Origin of the sequence: Parvimonas micra (assembly GCF_021300775.1) — a bacterium.
In the GTDB taxonomy this organism is placed as follows: Bacteria; Bacillota; Clostridia; order Tissierellales; family Peptoniphilaceae; genus Parvimonas.
Genome location: NZ_JAJTJP010000001.1, coordinates 569,347 through 591,576, shown reverse-complemented (window position 1 = coordinate 591,576; position 22,230 = coordinate 569,347). Strand labels below are relative to the sequence as shown.

General features: G+C 26.1%; 21 protein-coding genes. 20 read left to right on the top strand and 1 reads right to left on the bottom strand.

The genetic code is table 11. From position 1 onward, the window contains the following. Window positions 1–69: 69 nt before the first annotated feature. A complete protein-coding gene (locus LW893_RS02880; RefSeq protein WP_233055713.1) occupies window positions 70–1,929 on the bottom strand; it encodes an ATP-dependent helicase in 1,860 nt (619 codons plus the stop codon). Window positions 1,930–2,011: 82 nt separating this feature from the next. Between LW893_RS02880 and LW893_RS02875 the strand changes: the two genes are divergently transcribed. From LW893_RS02875 to rpsB, 20 genes are all read left to right on the top strand, one after another. Further along, window positions 2,012–2,731, top strand: a complete 720-nt coding sequence (locus tag LW893_RS02875; RefSeq protein ID WP_233055712.1) for a tRNA1(Val) (adenine(37)-N6)-methyltransferase — start codon at window positions 2,012–2,014, stop codon at window positions 2,729–2,731. After that, window positions 2,715–3,554 carry a 16S rRNA (cytidine(1402)-2'-O)-methyltransferase gene (gene rsmI, locus LW893_RS02870; protein WP_233055711.1) on the top strand — a complete coding sequence of 280 codons (840 nt, stop codon included), beginning with the start codon at window positions 2,715–2,717 and terminating at the stop codon, window positions 3,552–3,554. Before LW893_RS02875 ends, rsmI begins: the two co-directional genes overlap by 17 nt. Next, on the top strand, window positions 3,555–4,334 hold the full coding sequence (udp, locus tag LW893_RS02865; protein ID WP_233055710.1) for a uridine phosphorylase: 780 nt from the start codon (window positions 3,555–3,557) through the stop codon (window positions 4,332–4,334). 161 nt (window positions 4,335–4,495) lie between these two features. Continuing rightward, window positions 4,496–4,645 (top strand): 50S ribosomal protein L33, encoded by a 150-nt coding sequence (rpmG, locus tag LW893_RS02860; RefSeq protein ID WP_009372623.1) that lies wholly within the window; start codon window positions 4,496–4,498, stop codon window positions 4,643–4,645. Window positions 4,646–4,667: 22 nt separating this feature from the next. Continuing rightward, window positions 4,668–4,874 (top strand): preprotein translocase subunit SecE, encoded by a 207-nt coding sequence (gene secE, locus LW893_RS02855; RefSeq protein ID WP_233055709.1) that lies wholly within the window; start codon window positions 4,668–4,670, stop codon window positions 4,872–4,874. Window positions 4,875–4,907: 33 nt separating this feature from the next. Then, window positions 4,908–5,447 (top strand): transcription termination/antitermination protein NusG, encoded by a 540-nt coding sequence (gene nusG, locus LW893_RS02850; protein ID WP_233055708.1) that lies wholly within the window; start codon window positions 4,908–4,910, stop codon window positions 5,445–5,447. A 101-nt stretch (window positions 5,448–5,548) separates the two neighbouring features. Then, complete coding sequence (gene rplK, locus LW893_RS02845; protein ID WP_233055707.1) at window positions 5,549–5,974, top strand: 50S ribosomal protein L11; 426 nt, start codon at window positions 5,549–5,551, stop codon at window positions 5,972–5,974. A gap of 44 nt (window positions 5,975–6,018) precedes the next feature. Continuing rightward, window positions 6,019–6,714, top strand: a complete 696-nt coding sequence (gene rplA / locus LW893_RS02840) for a 50S ribosomal protein L1 (RefSeq protein WP_233055706.1) — start codon at window positions 6,019–6,021, stop codon at window positions 6,712–6,714. Between the two features lie 207 nt (window positions 6,715–6,921). Beyond that, on the top strand, window positions 6,922–8,658 hold the full coding sequence (locus LW893_RS02835; protein ID WP_233055705.1) for an ABC transporter ATP-binding protein: 1,737 nt from the start codon (window positions 6,922–6,924) through the stop codon (window positions 8,656–8,658). Continuing rightward, a complete protein-coding gene (locus LW893_RS02830) occupies window positions 8,658–10,376 on the top strand; it encodes an ABC transporter ATP-binding protein (protein ID WP_233055811.1) in 1,719 nt (572 codons plus the stop codon). Before LW893_RS02835 ends, LW893_RS02830 begins: the two co-directional genes overlap by 1 nt. Window positions 10,377–10,431: 55 nt before the next feature. Continuing rightward, window positions 10,432–11,124 carry an energy-coupling factor transporter transmembrane component T gene (locus tag LW893_RS02825; RefSeq protein WP_269836889.1) on the top strand — a complete coding sequence of 231 codons (693 nt, stop codon included), beginning with the start codon at window positions 10,432–10,434 and terminating at the stop codon, window positions 11,122–11,124. Next, window positions 11,111–12,517 (top strand): ABC transporter ATP-binding protein, encoded by a 1,407-nt coding sequence (locus LW893_RS02820; RefSeq protein WP_233055704.1) that lies wholly within the window; start codon window positions 11,111–11,113, stop codon window positions 12,515–12,517. Before LW893_RS02825 ends, LW893_RS02820 begins: the two co-directional genes overlap by 14 nt. A gap of 1 nt (window position 12,518) precedes the next feature. After that, on the top strand, window positions 12,519–13,094 hold the full coding sequence (locus tag LW893_RS02815; protein WP_233055703.1) for an MptD family putative ECF transporter S component: 576 nt from the start codon (window positions 12,519–12,521) through the stop codon (window positions 13,092–13,094). 193 nt (window positions 13,095–13,287) lie between these two features. Then, entirely contained in the window at window positions 13,288–14,673 is a 1,386-nt protein-coding gene (glmU, locus tag LW893_RS02810; RefSeq protein WP_233055702.1) for a bifunctional UDP-N-acetylglucosamine diphosphorylase/glucosamine-1-phosphate N-acetyltransferase GlmU, read from the top strand. Between the two features lie 16 nt (window positions 14,674–14,689). Beyond that, a complete protein-coding gene (locus tag LW893_RS02805) occupies window positions 14,690–15,652 on the top strand; it encodes a ribose-phosphate diphosphokinase (RefSeq protein ID WP_233055701.1) in 963 nt (320 codons plus the stop codon). After that, a complete protein-coding gene (gene pth, locus LW893_RS02800; protein ID WP_233055700.1) occupies window positions 15,642–16,229 on the top strand; it encodes an aminoacyl-tRNA hydrolase in 588 nt (195 codons plus the stop codon). The genes LW893_RS02805 and pth overlap by 11 nt, the downstream gene beginning before the upstream one ends. 36 nt (window positions 16,230–16,265) lie before the next feature. Then, window positions 16,266–19,772 (top strand): transcription-repair coupling factor, encoded by a 3,507-nt coding sequence (mfd, locus tag LW893_RS02795; protein WP_233055699.1) that lies wholly within the window; start codon window positions 16,266–16,268, stop codon window positions 19,770–19,772. A gap of 75 nt (window positions 19,773–19,847) precedes the next feature. After that, window positions 19,848–20,834 (top strand): peptidylprolyl isomerase, encoded by a 987-nt coding sequence (locus LW893_RS02790; RefSeq protein WP_233055698.1) that lies wholly within the window; start codon window positions 19,848–19,850, stop codon window positions 20,832–20,834. Between the two features lie 119 nt (window positions 20,835–20,953). Beyond that, the gene (locus LW893_RS02785) at window positions 20,954–21,232 is read left to right on the top strand and encodes an HU family DNA-binding protein (RefSeq protein WP_004833235.1); all 279 of its coding nucleotides are present in this window, start codon (window positions 20,954–20,956) and stop codon (window positions 21,230–21,232) included. Between the two features lie 196 nt (window positions 21,233–21,428). After that, entirely contained in the window at window positions 21,429–22,196 is a 768-nt protein-coding gene (gene rpsB, locus LW893_RS02780) for a 30S ribosomal protein S2 (RefSeq protein ID WP_233055697.1), read from the top strand. Window positions 22,197–22,230 lie beyond the last annotated feature (34 nt).

Below are 22,230 nucleotides of genomic sequence, written 5' to 3'. Positions count from 1 at the left end.
GGAGCTTAGCTCCTTTTTATTTTTATTGTGAAACATTAATGTTACTTGGTACTCACCTGATGAGAAGCATCAAGGAAGGGTGGTGTTCTTCTTTTTTAATTCATTATAGAAAATTGAAGTATCAACTGGAAGATTATTTCTTTCTTTAATGGTAAATAAGAATAGTCTCTTTTTAGCCCTTGTCATGGCGACATAGAATAATCTTCTTTCTTCTTCTAATAGTTTTTCATCAAAAGAGGTTAAGACACTTTTTTGTGGAAATTCACCATCAACTAAATCAATTATAAATACATTATCGTATTCTAGTCCTTTTGATGAATGAATAGTTGAAATTGATATATTAGATTTAGAATTAGAAGCTTTTTTCAGTATTTCTTTTAAAATTTCTAATTTTTCTATAAATTCATCAAAAGTTTTTATATTTTTTGATAAGTATTTTATTAAATCAAAAATTAGATTATAGTTAAGATTTGAAAAATCATTAAAATTATCTAGATAATCTCCATAACCAATTTCATAAAGAATGCAGTCAATTTTATCTTCCATTTTCATTCTCTTTAATCTTTTAAAATCATTTCTTAAAGATGTAAACTTATTTATATAAAAATCATTTAATTCATCTAAATCCAATAGACTCTCGAAAACACATTGATTGTAAGATTTGTATTCTAATTTTGAAATAAAATCTTTTTTTATATATGCATTAAGTTTAAAATAAATTCTTTTAAATACATCTAAATCAGATGTGTCTTCAGAAAATAATATAATATTTTTAATATCATTAAGTATTCGATTAGAATAAAAATCAAATTTATTTTCTTTTATAAAAAAGTCTATATTATTATTTTTGAAAACTTCTGCAAGATACAAAGAAGAAATGTTATTTCTATATAAAATTCCGATTGTTTCGTTTGGATTAATCTCACAAATTTTTTTTATTATTTCTCTTGATTGTATCATTGAATTTTTAACTTTAAAAAGCATTATTTGTGAACTTTCTTCAGTAGTATATTTTGAGAATTTTTCATATCTTATTTTGTTTCCTTGAATTATCTTATTGCTTACACTTATAATGTTTTTTGTGGATCTAAAATTTTTATCCATAAAAAATATTTTGGAGTCAGGATAGATACTTTTGAAATTTAACAAATTTTCAGGACTTGCACCCCTAAAACTATAAATTGATTGATCATCATCTGCAACGATAAATACATTATTTTCTGGAAATACAATTTTTCTAATAATTTCAAATTGTAAAGTAGAAGTATCTTGCCCTTCATCTATTTGAAAGAACTTATATCTGTTTTTTAAAGCTCTTAAAAGTTTCTTATCTGTTGAAATGTATTCATTAGCTAAAATTAATAAATCATTAAAATCCATAAAATTGTTATTAAACTTTATCTCGTCGTATAAAACATATAACTTTAACATTAAAGTTCTATTTGAAATGAAATGATTTTTTTTAAGATATTCTTCAAAATCAAACATTTTATTTTTTGTAAAGTCATATATAGAGAAAAAATCATTTATTTCATCATCAGATAATTTTTTATAATATTTTTGATAATAGGCTCTTTTTAAAATAAGTATTCTATTAAATTCATTATTACCTTCAATTAAAGTTTTTTTTATGTTTTTTAATTTCATATAATTTCTAACAATTTCATAACAGAAAGCGTGAATTGTTTTAAAAGTAATTTTTCCTTTAAATTCAGGATTTTGAATTAAAAATCTTCTTTCCATATCAATGCCTTGTGATTTACTAAAAGTAATTGAAATAATTTCACTAGGATCAATACTATGATTTTTTATTAAATTTAATATTCTATGCAATAAAACAGTTGTTTTACCAGAACCTGGAACCGCTAAAATTAATGCTGGACCTTTAAAATGGTTAATAGCATCAATTTGTTGATTTGTAAATTTCATATAACCACCTAAATATATTCTAACATAAAAATAATTCCTTTTAAAGCGCATTTATGGTAAAATATAAGTCGGAGGTTATTACATGGAAAAACATTTTATTCCTAACACTGAAGGTGTTATATTTGCAAATAAGAAAAAATTTTCTTTTGGTATTGATTCTATTTTGCTTTCACATTTTTCTAAAGTAAAAAAAGATAAAATTTTAATTGATATAGGTGCTGGAACTGGAATTATAGGTTTTAGAATCAATTTTTTAAATAATTTAAAATATGTTTATCTTATAGAAATACAAAATGAAAATTCTGAACTTATAAAAAAAAGTATTGAAGAGAATAAGTTAAGCAATGTTATACTTTTAAATAAAGATTTAAATTTATGTTTTGATGATTTTGCAAATTCCTCAGTTGATTATATTGTGTCAAATCCTCCATACAAAAAAATGAATACAGGAATACTAAATGAAGATGAAAATTTTCTGATTTCAAGATATGAATATTCCCTTAAACTTGAAGATATTTTAAAATTTTCTTATAAAAAGTTGAAGTCAGGTGGAAAAGTTTTCTTGATTTACAGTATAGAACGTTTGATAGATGTTTTAAGTGAATCAAGAAAATACAAATTAGAACCAAAAAGAATACAATTTATTTCTACTAATGTTGATTCAAAACCTCATTTATTTATGGCTGAATTAGTAAAAAATGGAAATAGTAATTTGTTTGTTGAAGAAAATATATATATCTATGATAAAAATGGAGAATATACAAATAAAATTAAGGAGATATATTATGGAAAGAGTATCTAACATCTATTTTGTTCCAACTCCTATTGGTAATATGAAAGATATTACACTTAGAGCTTTAGAGGTTTTAGAAAATAGCGATATTATTTATTGTGAAGACACTAGAAATAGTCAAAATTTACTAAAATTTCATAATATTAATACTAAATTAATTTCATATCATAAATTTAATGAAAGTGAAAGAGTTGAAGAAATTATTAGTAATATTGAAAGTGGAAAAACTGTTTCTGTAATATCAGATGCAGGAATGCCAATAATAAATGATCCAGGATTTGTTATTTTACAAGAAGTTATTAAAAAAGGCATATCTTATGAAATTTTACCAGGTGCATGCGCATTAATTAATGGAATTTGCGGAAGTGGTTTTGATGCTACAAATTTTGTTTATATGGGATTTGTACCAAAGACAGAATCTGAACGAGAAAAATTTTTTAAAAATTTTAAAGATATGAGTGTAACAGGAATTTTTTACGAAAGTCCACACAGACTTTTAAAAACTTTGAAATCATTGTACGCTCAATTTGGAAATATAAATGTTTGTGTTTGTAGAGAACTTACAAAATTATTTGAAGAGTATAAGAGAGGTTGTATTGATGAAATTATCTCTTATTATGAAGAAAAAGGTGTAAAAGGTGAAATTGTTCTTGTAATAGAAAAAATAGTAGATAAAAAAGAAGCTTTTGATGTAGCAAATGAAATTTTAAAATTTAAAAAAGAAGGGTACAGTAATAAGGATATAGTAAAAATATTAAAAGATAATTTTAATATTTCTAAAAATGAAGCATATGAATTAGTGTTGAATTTTGAAAATAAGGAGGCAAATTAAATGTCAGAACAATTATTAAAGGAAAAACAATATCATATTGATATGAAAGAAGGAGACGTAGGTAGATATGTAATTTTACCAGGAGATCCTAAAAGATGTAAATTAATTGCAAAATATTTTGATGATGCAGTTTTAGTTGCTGATAATAGAGAATATGTAACATATACTGGTTATTTAGAAGGAGAAAAAGTTTCTGTTACAAGTACAGGTATCGGTGGTGCAAGTGCATCCATTGCTGTAGAAGAACTACATAAAATAGGTGCAGATACTTTTATAAGAGTTGGAACTTGTGGTGGAATAGATATAGAAGTAGAGGCTGGAGATTTAGTTGTTGCTACAGGTGCAATAAGAATGGAAGGGACTACGAAAGAATATGCACCAATTGAGTTTCCTGCAGTTGCTGATTTTAATATAACGAATGAACTTGTAAACGCATGTGTTGAAACAAATCAAAAATATCATGTTGGGGTTGTTCAATGTAAAGACGCTTTTTATGGCCAACATCAACCTGAAAATAAGCCTGTTAGTTATGACTTGATGAATAAATGGGAAGCGTGGAAAAGGCTTCATACAAAGGCAAGTGAAATGGAATCTGCAGCTATATTTGTCGTTTCGAGTTATTTAAATACTAGAGCTGGATCAATATTTTTAGTTGTAAATAATCAAGAAAGAGTAAAACAAAACTTATCAAATAATATTGTAGAAGATACAGATAGAGCTATAAAAACAGCTATTGTTGCTCTTAAAAATATTATAAAAAAAGATAGAGAAAATAGATAAGAATTATAAAATTTTAAGACTAATAAAATTCATATTAATTAAAAAATAAAGTTTAAATATATGTTTAAAATAGCTTGACAATTGTATTTCTTTATGATATTATTTTATGAGTAATATAATGTATAGTTATGTTCAAATTTAGCTATCAAGGAGGTGTTTCTATGAGAGATAAAGTTGTGTTGGCATGTACAGAATGTAAAAACAGAAATTACAATACAAAGAAGAACAAAAAAGTTACAACTAACAGAATTGAATTAAACAAGTATTGTAAGTTTTGTAAAAAACACACTCTTCACAGAGAAACAAAATAGTTAGAGATTGGAGGAGAGTAGTATGGCAACAAAAACTACTGATCAAAAACAAAAGAAAACTAGCTTTATGCGTGGAGTACGTTCTGAATTCAAGAAGATAATCTGGCCTTCAAAAAAAAGTGTTTTTTATTATAGCCTTGCAGTAGTTACAATTTCTATAATTAGTTCAGCAATGATTTGGGGATTGGATACTGTATTAAAAAAATTATTAGGTTTCATAATCCATTAATTACTAAGGAGGGAAGGACTTTAGTCCGTTTATATGACAACAGAAGAATTAAAGGATATTAAAGAAAAAGAAGCCAAATGGTATGTAGTACATACATATTCAGGGCATGAAAACAAAGTTAAGGCTAATATTGAAAAGTTAGTTGTGAATCGTGGGAATGACATAGATATATTTGAAGTCGTTGTTCCAACGGTTAAAGAAGAAACTGAAACTGGAAAAATTAAAGAAAAACAATTATTTCCTGGATATGTTTTAGTTAAAATGATAATCACAGATATTTCATGGTATTTAGTAAGAAATACTAGAGGAGTAACTGGATTTGTAGGGTCAGGTAATAAACCTGTACCACTATCAGAAAAAGAAGTTGAAGCATTAGGAGTTTCAACAAAACCATATAATGATGTGGAAATTAACGAAGGAGATTCTATTACAATAATAGATGGTGCATTTAAAGATTTAACCGCAAAAGTAATAGAAGTATCTCAAGAAAATGGTAAATTAAAAGCTTTCGTTTCTTTATTTGGAAGAGATACGCTTGCTGAATTAGATTTTAGTGACGTAATAAAAAATTAAATTTGAAAATAATTTGAAAAAATATTCAAAACAGAGATATACGAGAGTGGGAGGGGTTTAGCACCCGAAAACCACATTAGTTTTTAAGGAGGAACTATAAAATGGCTAAAAAAGTACAAGCATTAGTAAAATTACAAATTCCAGCAGGAAAGGCAACTCCTGCTCCACCAGTAGGTACTGCATTAGGACCTCATGGTGTAAATATAATGCAATTTACAAAAGAATTTAACGCAAAAACAGCTGATCAAGCTGGTTTAATCATTCCGGTTGTATTGACTGTATACCAAGATAGATCATTTACATTCATTACTAAGACTCCACCGGTACCAGTATTAATTAAGAAAAAATTAGGTATCGAATCAGGATCAAAAGTACCAAATAAGACAAAAGTAGGTAATTTAACAAAAGATCAAGTTAGAGAAATTGCTGAATTAAAAATGCCAGACTTAAATGCTGCAAGTATTGAAGCTGCTATAAGCATGGTTAAAGGTACTGCTAGAAGTATGGGAGTAACTGTAGAAGAGTAATATAAAGTGGGAGCAATAATGCGAACACCACAAGGAGGATATAAATGAAAAAAGGTAAAAAATATTTAGAAAGTTTAAAATTAATAGATAAAACAAATTTATATGATTTAAAAGAAGCATGTGAATTAGCTGTTAAGACTTCAACTGCAAAATTTGATGAAACTGTTGAATTACACGCTAAGTTAGGTGTTGACTCAAGACATGCTGACCAACAAGTTAGAGGTACAGTAGTATTACCTCATGGAACTGGTAAGACTTTAAGAGTTTTAGTTTTATGTAAAGAAAATAAAGTTCAAGAAGCTCAAGAAGCTGGTGCTGATTATGTTGGAGCAGATGATCTTATTCAAAAAATTCAAAATGAAAACTGGTTTGAATTTGATGTAATAGTTGCAACTCCAGATATGATGGGTGTTGTTGGTAGAATCGGTAAAGTTTTAGGACCTAAAGGTTTAATGCCAAACCCTAAATCAGGAACTGTTACATTTGATATAGCTAATGCTATTAAAGAAATCAAAGCTGGTAAAGTTGAATACAGAGTAGATAAAGCTAATATCGTTCACTGTCCAGTAGGAAAAGTTTCATTTGGTGCTGAAAAAATAGAAGAAAACTTAAGAACATTAATTTCTGCTATTATTAAAGCTAAACCAGCTGCAGCTAAAGGTAAATATTTAAGATCAGTTTCTATTGCTACAACAATGGGACCTGGAATTAAATTAGCTTCTACAAAATTAGGAGAATAATTATAAATTTAAGACACCTAAAGGTGTCTTTTTTTGTGTAAAAATAATCTAATACTATTAGATTATTTTTTAATTTATATTAAAAATTATTATCAAAATTATTGAAAAATATTATCAACAGTGCTATAATAAATTTGAAAATAAGAATGTTAATAAAAATTTTTATTTGGTTGAAAAATAAAAATAGTATAAACTTAGGAGGATTAAATGGATATTTATAAGAAATTATTTAAGTATGTGCCTGATAAAAAGTATCTTATTTATAGTGGAATATTTATGAGCATGATTTCATCTGCACTTTCAATTTTACCATATTGGTTTTTGTATAAATTTCTAAATGAATTTATATTGATGAAAAATTTTGAAAAAGCTCAATACTATGCATTTATAATTTTTATTATAATGGTATTACAGTCACTTATTTATTTTTTTGCAGCATGGTTAACTCATTTATTTGCTTTTCGCTTAGAAAGTAATCTTAGAAAAAAAGGAATAGAGCATCTAATGAATGCATCGTTTTATTTTTTTGATGTTAATCAGTCAGGTAGAATTAGAAAAATTATAGATGATAATGCAACAGATACACATATGATAGTTGCACATTTAATTCCTGATATTACTCTTGCATTGATAACTCCAATACTTTTATTTGTTATAATGTTTTCAGTTGATATTTATTTAGGAATTGCTACTGTAATCTTAACTATACTATCTGCTATATTTACTGTACTCATGTATGGTGATATTAAGTTTATGGATAAATATAACAAATCTCTTGAAAGAGTTAATAGCGAGTCAGTTGAATATGTTAGAGGTATGCAAGTTTTAAAAATCTTTAAAGCTTCAATTTTCTCTTTTAAGTCATTTTATGATTCCATCATTGATTATTCTAAATCAGCATATGAATATAGTAAGAGTTGTAAAAATCCTTTTGTTATTTTTCAAATTATATTATTAGGTGCGGGTGCTTATATTATTCCATTTGCAATTATGATTTCAAAAGGAACTCAAAATAATCTTGAAGTTATGATTAAGCTAATTTTCTTTACTTGTTTTATAGGCACATTATTTAGTTGTTATATGAGAATAATGTACCTTGGAATGCACCAATATATGGCATCACAGGCAGTAGATAAGTTAGAGACTCTTTTTGGTGAAATGGAAGAAAATGGAATTAAATATGGGACAGATACATATTTTAAAGATTATAATATAGAATTTAAAAATGTTAGTTTTAAGTATGATGATAAATTTATCTTAGAAAATTTAAGTTTTAAACTTAATGAAAATAAAACTTATGCTTTAGTTGGATCTTCAGGGGGCGGAAAATCAACAATAGCAAAGTTAATTTCAGGTTTTTATAAAATTGATGAGGGTGAAATTTTAATAGGAGATAAAAATATAACAAATTATTCAAGAGAGTCTTTAATGAATAATATATCATTTGTTTTTCAAAATTCAAAATTATTTAAGACAACAATTTTTGAAAATGTAAAGATTGGAAATGAAAATGCTAGTTACGAAGAAGTTATGAAAGCTTTAAAAATGGCTAGATGTGATGATATTTTAGATAAATTTAAAACTAGAGAAAATACTATAATAGGCTCAAAAGGTGTTTATCTTTCTGGGGGTGAAATTCAGAGAATTGCTATTGCAAGAGCAATATTAAAAGATGCAAAAATAATTATTCTTGACGAGGCATCAGCTGCATCGGATCCTGAAAATGAACATGAAATACAATTGGCATTTTCAAATTTAATAAAAGAAAAGACAGTTATAATTATTGCTCATAGATTGAGTTCAATTAAAAATGTGGATGAGATTTTAGTAGTTGATAAAGGCCAAATAGTTGAAAGAGGAACTGATACAGAATTATTAAAAAATAACGGAAGATATAAATTCTTACAAGATTTATTCTCCCAAGCAAATGAATGGAGGATATAATTATGAAAATGCTTAAAAGAATGTTTCAGTTAACAGACATGGGAACTTTAGGAATAGTTAAAGCTTCAATCGCATCATTTTTTGTATACTGTAGTTTAATGATTCCAATGACATTACTCATGGTTTTTATTCAAAACATCTTAGAGTTAAAGGAAAATAATATTAGCTTTTTTATAGTAGGTAATATTATTATGGTTTTTATAATGTATATCATCATGTCAATAGAATATAATTGTTTATATAATGAAACATATAAAGAGAGTGCAAATATTAGAATTGAAATAGCAGAAATACTAAAAAAATTACCTCTTTCATTCTTTTCAAAACATGATGTTTCTGATTTATCCCAAACAATTATGAAAGATGTTTCCACTATCGAACATGCTATAAGTCATGCTATTCCAAAAGCTTTAGGTTTAATAGTGTATTTATTTTTAATTGTAATAATGCTATTGATTTTTAATTTTAAACTTGCTTTATGTATTCTAATTCCTATAATTTTATCTATAGTTTGTATTTTTATATCAAAGAAGTCACAAGTAAATGGAAATAAAAAATACTATAATGTTATGAGAGAAATATCTGAAGATTTTCAAGAGTCAATTGAATTACAGCAAGAAATAAAAAGTTATAATCAAATAGAAAAATTTTCAAAAAAAATAATAGATGATATTAACTACTCAGAAAAAGTTCATATTAAAAGTGAATTAGGCATGGTATTACCTCTAAGTATATCTACAAATATACAAAATTTAACTCTAGGGGCGACGATTTTATTTGGAACATCTATATATCTAAAAGGAGAGGCATCATTACTTTATCTAATAGGTTATATAATGTGTGCTTCAAAGATTATAGACGCAGTGAATTCTTTGCTTTCAAATTTTGCAGAATTAATGTATTTAGATGGAAATTTACAAAGAATTAAAGAGTTAAGAAGTACTGAAATTCAATCTGGTGAAGAAAAAAAATTAAAAAAATTTGACATAGAATTTAAAAATGTTGAATTTGGATATGGAGAAAATAAGGTAATAGATAATATTTCATTTATTGCTAAACAAGGAGAAGTAACAGCTATAGTTGGTCCTTCTGGTTGTGGAAAAACTACAGTTTTGAGATTAATGTCAAGATTGTATGATTATGACAAAGGAAAAATTATTATTGACGATAATGATATTAAAGAAATAGATACCGAAAGTTTATTTGAAAATATTTCAATTGTTTTTCAAGAAGTTACATTATTTAATACATCAATTTTAGAAAATATTAGATTTGGAGATAAAAATGCAACTGATGAACAAGTTAAAGAAGCAGCAAGACTTGCTAATTGTGAAGAATTTATTGAAAAATTACCTGAGAAATATGATACTTTAATAGGAGAAAATGGAAGTAAGTTATCAGGAGGAGAAAGACAGAGAATTTCAATTGCACGTGCATTTTTAAAGAATGCACCAATAATTTTACTTGATGAAATTAGTGCAAGTCTTGATGTAGAAAATGAAATGAAAATACAAGAAAGTTTAAATAAACTTATTAAAAATAAAACTGTACTAGTAGTTTCCCATAGAATGAAGTCTATAGAAAATGTAAATAAAATAATAGTAATGGAAAATGGAAAAATAGAATCTCAAGGAAGCCATATAGAGCTTTTAGAAAAATCTAAAGTATATAAAACTATGGTATCAAAATCTAATTTAGCCGAAAATTATAGTTATTAACAGTATCTTAAATATTAAGTGATCTATAGATTTTTAATATATAGGGGGGATTGATTTGGTAGATAATCGTAGAATTAATTTATTTGTTTTAATATTTATGAATTTAATATTTGGAACATTTACTTTACTGTGGGATAATTTTATTTTAGATATAATTTATTTTTGTATTTGTTCGATAGTATTAATTTATAGTGGGAAAATAAAAAGATTAATCAAATTTTTTATATTTTATATTGTATGTTTGTATATAGTTTTTTTTATAAAGTTACCAGACAATTCATTTTTTTCATTTATAGGATTCATAAGTTATTCAAATATTAAAATGTGTCCAATATATATGATTGCGAGTTTTATTGTATTAGATATAAGAACAAGTGAATTAATATATGTTCTTGGTAAATTAGGATTTAGTAAAAAAGTAAGATTTGCTTGTACAATTACTTTAAAGTTTATTCCAATATATTTTGCAGAAAAAAGAATTATAAAAAATTCATTAAAACTTCGAGGGATAGAAATTTCATTTTTTAATCCTATTAAAAGATTTGAATATTATATAGTTCCAACTCTATTTAGAGCTTCTAATATCGCAGTTGAAATGACAGAATCAGCTTATACAAGATGTGCAATGTGCACTGATAGTATGAATTCAATATACTATAAAAAATTCAATTTAGAAGATTTCATACTTATTATAGTTTTATTTGTTTTTGTTATTTTATGGGGAGGCGGTTTTATTGATAAAATTTAAAAATGTTAGTTTTACTTATGAAAATTCTGATAAAAAGGCTCTTGATAATATAAATTTTGAAATAAATGATGGAGAATTAGTTTTAATAACAGGAGCTTCTGGATCTGGTAAATCAACGATATATAAATGTATAAATGGTCTAATTCCACATATTTATGAAGGTGATCTTTTAGGAGATATTTTTATTGATGATATAAATACAAAAGATTGTAAGAATTATGAATTATGTAAAATGATAGGTTCAGTTTCGCAAAATCCTAGGGGACAATTTTTCACAGATAATACTACCTCAGAACTTGCATTTACTTTAGAAAATTTAGGATATAAAGTTGAAGAAATTTTAGAAAAAATAGAAAATATATCTAGCTTTTTTGGGATTTCAAATATTTTAAATAAAAATATCTTAGAGATTTCTGGAGGAGAAAAACAGAAAATATCAATAGCATGTGTTTCAATTTTAGATGCAAAGACTTTAGTATTTGATGAGCCTTCTGCTAATTTAGATTATTATGGAATAGAACTTTTAAAAGAAATTTTTTCAAAACTAAAAGAAAGCGGATATACAATTATAGTTGTTGAACATAGAATATTTTATTTGAAAGAAATTTTTGATAGGATGATTCATATAAAAAATGGAAGGCTAATTGTAAATTTGGAAAGAAAAGAAGCTTTAAATTACACAGCCGAAGATTTAAGAAGTCTAAATCCTTTTGATAGGGAACTAAAAGTTTTAGATTCATTTACTAGAAAAGAAAAATTATTAGAAATTAATAATCTTTTCTTTAAAAATATAATTAAAGATGTTTCTTTTAATTTGTACAGAGGTGAAATAGTTGGACTTGTAGGAAAAAATGGTGTTGGTAAATCAACAATATCAAAACTGATTTCAGGAATCTATAAAAAAACATCAGGAAAAATATCGATTGAAGGCAAGCCTTTTGTCTTAATGCAAGATGTAGATTATCAACTATTTTCAGAAAGTGTATTTTCAGAGTTTTTATTATCAAATAAAGATTTAAATGAAGATGAAATTTTAGAAATGTTAAAAGTTATTAACCTTTACGACAAAAAGAATAGTCATCCATTTTCTCTTTCTGGAGGGGAAAAACAAAGGTTATTAATGGGAATTTGTGCAAAAAGTAATTCTGATATTCTTATTTTGGATGAGCCAACAAGTGGTTTAGATTTTAATAATATGATTATTATTTCAGAAATTATTAAAAATTTAGCAAAAGAAAAAGCAATAATATTAATTTCTCACGATTATGAGTTATTATCAAGAGTTGTAGATAGAATTATATTTTTAGAAGATGGTAGTATAAAAGAAGATTTTATTTTAAAAGAAAAAAATCAACTAATAAGTATCTTTCAAAAAATTAAAGGAGGAAAATAAAATGAAAGTTAAAGATTTAGTTTTAGTTGCTATTTTAGGAGCTTTAAATTTAGTTGTATCAATGATTGTAACATTTGCATTATTTCCATTGGGAGCATATGCGCATTGTATTAGTCCTGGAGTTGCAGGTTTGTTCACTGGTGTTATATTTGTTTTTTTGTGTAATAAAGTTGGGAAAAAAGGAAGCTTTTTACTATTTTCATCAGTATATTTAATAGCAATGGCAGCTAGTGGGTTCTATCTTCCTTGGATAATTTCATATAGTGTTGCTTTTATAATCGGAGAAATACTTCTTGTTTTTATGGGATATAAAAATAAAACTGCACAATTTATTGCTTTTGGATTGATTCAAGTAGGAAGTGCGTGTGGTCAAATTATTCCAGTTAACTTTTTCTTAGAATCATTTAAAAACACATGGTTAGGTAAAGGTGGAGTAACTGAAAGCGCATTAAATGAAATGATTAAGTTTTCAACGGGAACATATGGATTAATTAGCCTTTTGATTGTTTTTATATTAGGTGGATTAGGTGTTGTAATTGGAAATATAATTTTGAAAAAACACTTTAAAAAAATTTAAGAATAATAAAAATTAAGTTTTTTAGAGATATATTTATTTATATCTCTTTTTGTTTTTTTTTAGTATATATGATATAATTAATATAGTTTTATGCCTTTAGATAGAACTAAATTATAATCATCTTAATTACCTTAAAATAGGTATTTATAGTAGATTTTTAAATTAATAACATTTTACAGTTAGGAGTTAGTGTATGAATATTACAATCATATTAGCAGCTGGTGAAGGAACTAGAATGAAAAGTAAAAAATCAAAAGTTTTACATAAAATTGTTAATAGAACACTTATTGATTATGTTTATGATGCTAGTTGTAATGCAGGTAGTGATAAAACTATTATTATTGTAGGTAAAAATAAATTAGAAGTTCAAGATAAGTTTGGAGATAAAGTATTATATAAAGAACAAAAAATTGGTAAAGAGTATCCATATGGAACTGGTTATGCTGTTCAGCTTACTGTAGATGAAATTAGTGATTATGATAATGTTTTAATACTTAGTGGAGATACACCATTAATCAAAGGAGAAACACTACAAAAATTATTAGAAGAACATATTGCGATGAATTCTAAAGCAACTGTTCTTACTGCTTTTATTGATGATACAACAGGATATGGTCATATAATAAAAGATAATAATGGAAAGTTTTTAAAAATAGTTGAAGATAAAGACGCAAGTATAGAAGAAAAAAGAGTTAAAGAAATAAATTCTGGAATTTATGTATTTAATGGTAAGGCTTTAAAGAATTCTATAACAAAAATTGATAGAAATAATGTTCAAAATGAATTATATCTTACTGATGCCATTAAAGTTTTAGTTCAAGATGGAGAACTTGTTTCTACATATAAATTAGATGATATTGAAGAAATTTATGGTATAAATTCTAAACTTCAATTATTTGAAGCTGAAAAAATTATGCGTTATAGAATAAATGCAGAATATATGAAAAATGGTGTTATTATGGAAAATCCAGAAAATACTGTTATTGAAAAGGGAGTAAGTATAGGAATAGATACTTTTATAGGAAGTGGAGCTAGAATAATTGGTAATACTTCTATTGGAGAAAATGTTTATATAACAGGAGATACTTTTATAGAAAATTCTACAATAGGAAATGGTGTTATAATTAAAAGCTCATATATAGAGTATAGTACCATTGGAGATGATGTTACTATGGGACCTTTTGCTCACCTTAGACCAAAGAGTATTCTAAAAAATGACGTTCATATAGGAAATTTTGTTGAAGTTAAAAATACAACAATTGGTGAACATACAAAAGCGGGACATTTATCCTACATTGGTGATGCTATTGTAGGAAAAGAAGTTAATATGGGTTGTGGGACTATTTTAGTTAATTATGATGGTAAAAACAAACATGTTTCTGAAATTGGAGATGGTTGTTTTGTAGGTAGTAATTCAAATATAGTTTCTCCAGTAAAAATTGCAAATGATACATTTATCGCTGCTGGAACAACTGTGGTATCAAATGTAGAAAATGAAGGTTCGTTAATAATAGGACGAAGTGAAGTTTTCGAAAAAGAAGATTGGGTTTATAAAAAAAATTTAAAAATAAAAAAGTAATATTTTAGGAGGAATTATGTTAGCTTATACTGGACCTATGAAAATTTTTTCAGGAACTGCAAATAAAAAGTTTGCAGAAGATATTTGTAAATGTCTTGATATGCCATTAGGGGAAATACATATCGGTAAATTTAGCGATGGTGAAATTAATCTTTCAGTTGAAGAAACAGTTAGAGGATATGATGTTTATATTATACAACCTACTTGTAATCCAACTAATGACAATCTTATGGAAGTATTAATTATGGTTGATGCATTTAAAAGAGCTTCAGCTGGTAGAATTAATGTTGTAATTCCATATTATGGATATGCAAGACAAGACAGAAAGACAAAAGCTAGAGAACCAATAACAGCAAAATTGGTTGCTAATTTGATTGAAAAATCAGGTGCTGATAGAGTTATAACAATGGATTTACATGCAGGACAAATTCAAGGATATTTTGATATTCCTGTAGATCATCTTTCAGCTATAAAGCCACTTGCTGATTTCTTCAAAGAAGAGTTAAAGGATGAAGATAAAAATGATATGGTTGTAGTATCTCCTGATTTGGGTGGAGTTACAAGGGCTAGAAAATTCTCAAATTATTTAGATTTACCAATAGCTATTTTAGAAAAGAGAAGACCTCGTCCAAATGTTTCAGAAGTAATGAATGTTATTGGTGATATTGAAGGAAAAACTTGTATTATTGTTGATGATATTATAGATACAGCAGGAACAATAACTAATGCTGCTAATGCTTTAATTGCTAAGGGAGCAAAAAAAGTTTATATTACTGCAAGTCATGGAGTATTTTCAGGAAAGGCTTTGGATAATATTACTAATTCTAAAGTTGAAAAATGTGTTGTAACTGATACAATTCCTCAAGATAAGAACTTAGGTGGAAAAATTGAAGTTGTTTCAGTTGCTCAATATTTTGCAAAAGCTATTGATAGAATAAATAATAATAGACCAGTGAGTATGCTGTTTGATGGAAGATAATATTTATTTAATTGTTGGCCTTGGTAATCCTGGTAAAAATTATGTTGGAACAAGACATAATGTAGGATATGGTGTTGTTGACATTTTAGCAGATAAATATAATATCAACATGAACAAAGAAAAATTCAAATCTTATTACGGTCAAATAAATATGTTCGGGAAAAAATGCATATTTTTAAAACCACTTACTTATATGAATCTATCAGGAGAGGCTGTAATTGATGCAGTTAATTATTTTAAAATAAAACCTGAGAATATTATTGTTATAGTAGATGATATAGACATTCCTTTTGGAACTGTTAGAATTAAGAAAAAAGGAAGTGCAGGAACACATAATGGTCTAAAATCTATAATTTACCATCTAGAAACAGAAAATTTTCCTAGAATTAGAGTAAGCGTTGGAAAATGTCCTTCTTATATGGACTTAAGAGATTTTGTTTTAAGTAAGTTTTCATCTTCTGAAGAGAAAATTTTGAAGAAAGAATTAGAAATTTCTGCAGATGCTGTTGAAGAAATTATTAAAAGTGATATTGATAAAACAATGTGTAAATTTAATGGAATTAATATAGAGGAATAATATTCCTCTATATTTTTTACAAACAAGGAGTTAGTTATGAATTTTTTAATTGATTTTTTAAAAAATAATGAATCATATTTAGATATGATTTCAAATTTAAAATCAAATAATGTTCCTATTTATTGTAATGGACTTATAAAAGAAAGTTTATTCCATTTAATATATTCTATATTTAATGAGATTCCTAATAAAAATCTAGTTTTATTAGTTGAAAGTGAAGCTAGAGCTAATGAACTTTGTGATGAATTAAAAAACTTGATTGGAGATAAAGTAGCTGTTTATCCAAATTTTGAAATTAGATTTCACAATATTAATAGTTTGGAAACTAATCTCGAAAATCATAGAATAGAGATAATGAATAGGCTTATTTCTAATGAAAAATTCATAATAATTACAACTGCTAGTGCTTTGTCGAAAAAACTTAGCACCCCAAAATTCTTTAAATCACATTATATTTATATTGACGAAAATTCTGAAGTTAATCTTAATGAATTAACTGAAAGATTAATAAAGATGCATTATGATAGGGTGGATTTTGTTGAAGCAAAAGGTCAGTTTTCAATAAGAGGTTCAATTTTTGATATATACCCTGTAAATTTTAAAAATCCTGTTAGAATAGAGTTATTTGGAGATGATGTTGATTCTATTCGTAGTTTTGATATTAATAGTCAAAGATCTGTTGAAAAATTACAAAGTGTTGAATTAATACCTGCAAAGGAAATGGTATTGTCAAAAACAGATGTTGATAATATACTAACTGGGCTAAAAAAAGATATAGAAAAATTACAGAAGTTGAAATTATTTGGTAAAGATATAGAAAAGTCAACTGAAAAATTTTATAAGATATATGATGATTTAAAGATGAATTATCATATTTCAAATATGGACTTAATATCACCTTATATAAAAAAAGGAAGTTTTTCCACTCTTTTAGATTATTTGAGTCAAGATTCTATAGTATGTACTGAAGATATATTAAAAATATATGATAGAAATTTAGAAATAGAAAATTTATTTCATGAAAATGTACTTTTTTCAATTGAAAATGCTGAAATATTAGATTCACATAAAGATATATTAATTCCTTTTGAAAAAATATTAAATAGAATAAAAGAATTTAGCATTGTTAATTTTACACAACTTTTAAAGAGAACAAAGATTATTAATCCAAAAAGTATTGTAAATTTAAAAACTATTGAAACAGAGGTTTTTAATAGAAAATTTGATATGCTGTTTCAAAGCTTAAAATATAAACTTCAAAGAGGTTATAAAATAATTATTTTTGCTGGCTCACTCGAAAAGGCAAATAATTTAAAAGAAATTTTAAATTCTGAAAATATTAATTGTAATATTTTTGAGGATTTAGAATTTGAGTTAAAAAGTTCCATTCTTGGAATTTCAACTCTTAATTTAGAGTCTGGATTTGAATATCCTATTCAAAAAATTTTATTTTTAACTCATAAAGAAATTTATGGAACAGTTAAAAAGACTTCTAAAAAATCAAAGAAAAAAAGTAAAGAAAATTTATTAGACTATACTGATTTAAATGTGGGAGATTTTGTTGTACATGAAAATCATGGTATAGGTGAATATAGAGGAATTGAACAAATTGATGTTGATGGAATAGTTAAAGATCATATTTTGATACTATATAAAGGAAATGATAAGTTATATATTCCTACAGATCAAATGAATTTGATTCAAAAATATATTGGAAAAGATGGATATAGACCTAAATTAAATAAATTAGGATCTGGTGAATGGGTTAAAACAAAAACTCGTGCTAAAAAAGTTTTAGATGAGATTGCTTTAGATTTAGTTCAATTATATGCGAAAAGAGATAAGATAAGAGGATTTGCATTCTCTGAAGATACATCTTGGCAAAAAGAATTTGAAGACAGTTTTATTTATGAAGAAACATATTCACAGTTAAGAGCTATTAATGAAATAAAAAGAGATATGGAGCAATTTAAGCCAATGGATAGATTGCTTTGTGGTGATGTCGGATACGGAAAAACTGAAGTTGCTTTAAGAGCTGCATTTAAAGCTATGATGGATGATAAGCAAGTTGCTTTTCTAGTTCCAACAACAATTCTAGCTCAACAGCATTACAATACTGCTCGTGAAAGAATTGGAGATTTTCCTCTTGAAGTAGAAATGATTAGTAGGTTTAGGAGTCCTTTAAAACAAAAAGAAATTTTAAAAAATGTAAAAAATGGGAAGGTAAATTTACTGATTGGAACACATAAGCTACTATCAAACAAATTGGAATTTAAAGATTTGGGACTTTTGATTATTGATGAAGAGCAAAGATTTGGTGTTAAACATAAAGAAGCTTTAAAAAAGATTAAAGAGAATATTGATGTTTTATCTTTATCTGCTACTCCTATTCCTAGAACTATGCAAATGAGTTTAGTAGGAATTCGAGATATGAGTATTTTAGATGATGCTCCTGAAGAAAGAGTAACTATCGCTACATTCGTATTAGAATATAATGATTCTGTGATTAGGGAAGCTATTTATAAAGAATTAAATAGAGGTGGTCAAGTTTATTTTGTTTATAATAGAATTAAAGATATGGATAAAATGTATGTTGAACTATCAAAACTTGTCCCAGATGCAAGAATTGCAATGGCTCATAGCAAATTAACTAATAAAGAATTAGAAAATATCATGTATGATTTTCAAGAAGGAGAATATGATATATTACTTTGCACAACAATCATAGAAACTGGAATGGATATAAAAAATTGTAATACCATGATTATATATGATGCAGATAAAATGGGATTATCTCAACTTTATCAATTAAAAGGTAGAATTGGACGATCAACTAGAAGAGCGTATGCATATTTTACTTATGAAAAAGATAAGGTTCTTACTGAAATATCTGAAAAAAGATTAATGGCTATTAGAGATTTCTCTGAGTTTGGGTCAGGGTTTAAAATAGCTATGAGAGATTTAGAACTAAGAGGAGCTGGTAATATTCTTGGTGAAAGTCAATCTGGCCATATAGAGACAATTGGTTATGAAATGTATGTAAGAATGTTGGAAGAAAGTATAAGAACAGTAAAAGGAGAAACTTTACAGATTAAAAATCAAACAACAATTGAGTTATCAGTAGATGCATATATACCATCAAGCTATATAGGAGATAGTAATCAAAAAATTGATATGTATAGAAAAATAGCAGAAATTTCTTCTAGAGAAGATTTTAATGAAATATATGATGAATTAACTGATAGATTTGGAGATGTTCCTACAACAGTATTAAATGTCATGAATGTTTCATATTTGAAATCAATTTCTACTAATTTGAGTTTTATTAAAATAATAGATAGAGATAAGTCAGTAGTATTTAAGTTTGAACAGACAAATAGAGATATATTAGAGTTAATTGGCAGAATATCGGATAAATTTTTCAAGAGGATTGCCTTCAATATGAATGAAAATGCAGAGTTAATTTTTAATTATGAGAAGAATAAATTAACTGAAAGTATAGAATTTGTTGAAAATTTACAATATTTAAAGCAAAAAAGTTAAAAAAGCTTTGACATTACTAAAAAAATAATGTATAATATCAAAAGATTGAAATATTAATCAAAAAAGGAGAGCAATATGAATAATAGATTTGTAAAATTTGCAAGTGCAATTGCACTATCTGCAATACTTTTTACAGCTTGTGCTAAAGCTCCTAAAGATGCTTTAGTAAAAATTGGTGATAAATATATTACTGAAGAACAAGTTAAAAAAGAATATGATAAAATAATGTCTTCTTATTCAGATGAGCAAAAAGCAAAATATGATGAATCAACTGATGAAGGAAAAATGGCTTCTCTTAATTTAAAACAAAATATATTAGAGGCATTTTCTGATATAGAAGTTGTTAAGCAAAAATTTGCTAAATTAGAGAAAGAATATAAGGATGCAGGAAAATCAGAAGAAGAAATTTCAAAAGTTACTGTAACGGATAAAGAAGTTAGTGAACAAATTGAAAAGATTAAAGAGCAATTAGGCGATAAATTCAATGAAGAACTTGAAAAATCAAAACTAACAGAAGAAGAATTAAAAGAAAAGATTAAAGATAATTTATATTCACAAAAATTTCAAGTTTGGTTCTCAGATAACTTTTCACCTACAGATGAAGAAATCGCTAATAAGTTTAAAGGCAGTGAATTTGATGGACCTGAAATTAATGCAAGCCATATATTAGTTGAAACAGAAGAAGAAGCAAAAAATGTTAAAAGTCGTTTAGATGCTGGAGAAAAATTTGAAGATGTAGCTGTTGAAGTTTCTAAAGATCCATCTGCTAAAACTAATAAAGGTGAATTAGGTACATTTACTAAAGGTGTTATGGTTGAAGAGTTTTATAATGCTGCTTCTAAATTAAAAGAAGGAGAAATAAGTGAACCAGTACAAACTAAATTTGGTTACCATATAATAAAAGTAAATAAAATTGTTGACGATTATGCACAATTTTCTGATGAAAGTAAAGAAAATATTAAACAAAGTTTAAAAAGAACTATAATGGCTGAAAAGTTTAAAACGGAGTTTAAAAAGATTCAAGAAGAAATTGGATACTATCCAATTAAAAATTTCAAATAAATTAGCTAAATAGCTTGATTATTTTTGAAAATTAATATATAATAATAATGCAGAATGGTTAAGTGACCATTTATATAGGCAATTATTAAATATAGTAGTGTATTTAGGAGGAAATTTTAATGAACAAATCTGAATTATTAGCTAGTATGGCTGAAAAAGGAAAAATTACTAAAGTTGATGCTGAAAGAGCATTAAATGCTTTCATTCAAACTGTTGAAGAAACTTTAGTTAAAGGGGAAAAAGTTCAATTAGTTGGATTTGGAACTTTCGAAGCTAGAGAAAGAAAAGCAAGAAGCGGAAGAAACCCAAGAAACCCTAAAGAAGTTATCAAGATTCCAGCATCAAAAGCACCAGTTTTCAAAGCTGGAAAATCATTAAAAGAAATTGTAAACAAATAATTTTTGATTACTAATAAAAAGTCAGACCTATGGTCTGATTTTTTTTGTAAAAAATAAAAATTATATATTGAAAAAAATATTCTGTTATGTTATAATATTCAGGTGAATAATCACATATTCTGATTGAACAAGTGTTGCCCAAAGAGGTTCTTGTCAAGATGATGAATATGGGTGGCGAAAAACAGGAGGTAAGAAAATGTCACAAGTAATTTTAATGAAAAATTTATTAGAAGCAGGAGTGCATTTTGGACATCAAACTAGAAGATGGAATCCAAAAATGTCAAGATTTATTTTTACAGAAAGAAATGGAATCTATATTATAGATTTACAAAAAACTGTAAAACAAATTGAACAAGCATATGATTTTGTAAGAGATATCGTTGCTGATGGTGGTAGAGTTCTTTTTGTAGGAACTAAAAAACAAGCTCAAGAAGCTGTTGAAACAGAAGCAAAAAGAAGTGGACAATTCTATGTTAGTCATAGATGGTTAGGTGGTATGTTAACAAACTACAAAACTATCAAAAAAAGAATTGAAAGATTAAAAAGATTAGAACTTATGGAAGAAGATGGAACTTTCCAAAGATTACCTAAGAAAGAAGTTATTAAATTAAGAAGAGAAACTGAAAAACTAGAAAAATTCTTAGGCGGAATTAAAGAAATGGAAAAACTTCCAGATGTACTTTTCGTAATAGATCCAAAGAATGAAAAAATTGCTGTTAATGAAGCAAAAATATTAGGTATTCCAGTTGTTGGTGTTGTAGATACTAACTGTGATCCTGATGAAGTTGATATTGCTATTCCAGGAAATGATGACGCTATCAGAGCTGTTAAATTATTAACTGGTACAATTGCAAATGCTATTGTTGAAGCTAAACAAGGTGAACAAGTAGAAGTTGAAGAATCAGAAGCTGTAGTTGAAGAAACTGTAGAAGTTGAAGAAGTTTTTGAAGAAGTAGCTGAATAATTAGTAATTAGAATTTTAAAGGGTAAGGATTCAA